Raw genomic sequence first — 925 nt, 5'->3', positions numbered from 1 at the left:
GAATGTAACGCATCGTAAAAACTTTACAACATATTCATAACAACCACGGTACCCTTTCTCGTTAAAACAAGAAAATAGTAACGTGTTTTTACCTCATAAATAGTCTAAATCTTTAAGTTGATGGATGTGGGGTACCACCACATGTCCATCAAGCTAAGAAAAAATTAATACCCCTAAAACAAAAAAAGACTGAATTCAGTCTTTTAAATCTGGCATACCGCCTACATTTTAACGAAAATATACGCTAAGCAAATTTGAATAAGAAAAGAGCCGGACTTTCCCCGTTAAGGGTAAATTGGCTCTTTAATCTTTAAAGGACGTAAGGAATGTGCACTCCCTCAAACTTATATTCTCCTAAGAAATCTAAATTTTAGAGAATATTCACAGCTGTAATTTTGCAAGTTGAAATAGCAAACCTAACGATTGTATTTGGACTTATAGGTAAAGTACCTAGCACTATACCAAGACCTGTTTGTTCCACATTAAAATCTGCTGCAGTAGAACCAGTATTTGCTAAAAGATTCACTGTAGAACCAATAAGCGTATCTAGTAATTCCCTAATTGGTCGTTCACGACAATCACATTCGCATCCTAAATCTACAGGTGGAAGTAATGTTATAGATGGTCCTGGCGGTAAAAAACCTACCCCTGTTACATCAGAAATATTGACCACAAAGGATGTGGTACCATCTGTAACTGTAACTAAAAAATCACTTACGGAAGTAATAGTAAATAAAAAGAAAAGAGGGGGGACGTTTGGCGCGTCTGCAATAGTGCCAAGAAGCACAGTTTCTCCAATAAGTTGTTGTAAAACATTCTGCATTGGTAAAACACAGCAATCACACAGACAACCTTCAGTCTCTCCTGTTGCTCCGGTAACTCCAGTATCTCCGGTAGGTCCAGTATCTCCGGTAGGTCCAGTATC

1 pseudogene is annotated in these 925 nt (G+C 37.5%); it reads right to left on the bottom strand.

The features are described 5' to 3' along the window. Nucleotides 1-370: 370 nt before the first annotated feature. Nucleotides 371-925, bottom strand: a pseudogene (locus MR167_RS31525) (bclA protein); the annotation flags it as partial.

It is taken from the genome of Bacillus cereus group sp. BfR-BA-01355 (assembly GCF_022663675.1).
Lineage (GTDB): Bacteria > Bacillota > Bacilli > Bacillales > Bacillaceae_G > Bacillus_A > Bacillus_A thuringiensis_S.
This window is presented reverse-complemented; position numbering and strand designations above follow the sequence as displayed.